This window comes from Undibacterium sp. JH2W, from assembly GCF_049340425.1.
GTDB lineage: Bacteria > Pseudomonadota > Gammaproteobacteria > Burkholderiales > Burkholderiaceae_D > Undibacterium.
The window spans coordinates 1-1,037 of record NZ_JBMPOT010000060.1; the positions used below are offsets into that span (position 1 = coordinate 1).

A 1,037-nucleotide genomic window follows, 5' to 3' on the forward strand; every position below is an offset into this window, starting at 1 on the left:
TAGGATGATACGCACTCACCAGTTACTTGATGACAAGGCTGTGCAAAAGCAACGCTTGTCATTTGCCATGCAATTCGCCAATCAACTGTGGCAAGCCGATACCTTGTATGGGCCGACGATTAAACAAACGGATGGGCAGTGGAGGAAGACTTTCCTGATCGCCTTCATTGACGATGCATCCAGGGTAGTGACGCATGCTGAATTCTTTTACCGTGACAATACCGAGAACATGGTGCTGGCCTTTCGGTCGGCCTTGTATAAGCGCGGTAAGCCAGAACGTTTGTATTTCGACAATGGGGCGAATTATTCCGCTAAAGAAATTCTGCAGGCTTGTGTGCGGCTCGATATTCATCTCTCTCATGCGCCGATTCGTGACGGTGCAGCCAAGGGGAAGATTGAGCGTTTCTTCCGGGGGTTCCGGGATCGCTTCCTGACTTTGCATCCCAGCTTCGCGTCTCTGGAAGAATTGAATCGTTTGACGCATGAGTGGGTGGAGGGCCAATACAATTCGAAGTCGCATAGTGCCATAGGAATGACGCCAATTGATCGTTTCAATCTGGACCGGAACTGGGTGACATTTTTGACTGACGATGCTTTTTCTGCGGAGGTGTTCTTTATCGAGGAGACGCGTAAGGTAAGTAAGACCAACGTATTCTCGATCCATTCGCAGCGCTATGAATGTCCGGTCGATTTACGCGACAAATCCATCCAGGTACGCTATGACCGTATGCGCTGTGACCGCTTCGTGGTGTATTTCAATGGACACCGCATGGGGGAAGCGACGGTGTTGGATTTATATGCCAATGCGCGCCTGCGTGCACCGGCAACGGTTGGGGGTGATGATGATTAAGGCCACCTTCGGTTTAACCAAAGAGCCGTTTTACCGCAGTGAGGTGGCGTTGTTGCCGCCGCAGGTCGAAGCCATGGAGATGATCCGGGTTCATGCACAACATGGCGGTTTCTCGGTGATCGTGGGTCATCCCGGCGTCGGTAAGTCTGTCATTCGTGAGCATCTGGAGCAGTTGGGTAAGGAGCGT

1 protein-coding gene and 1 pseudogene are annotated in these 1,037 nt (G+C 51.7%); both read left to right on the forward strand.

The annotated features are described in order from the left end of the window. Positions 1-850 (forward strand): DDE-type integrase/transposase/recombinase (locus ACO0LC_RS29090; protein ID WP_423009743.1); only part of this gene is annotated, 850 nt, incomplete at its 5' end. Continuing rightward, positions 843-1,037, forward strand: a pseudogene (locus ACO0LC_RS29095) (hypothetical protein); the annotation flags it as partial. The gene ACO0LC_RS29090 and the pseudogene ACO0LC_RS29095, both read left to right, overlap by 8 nt.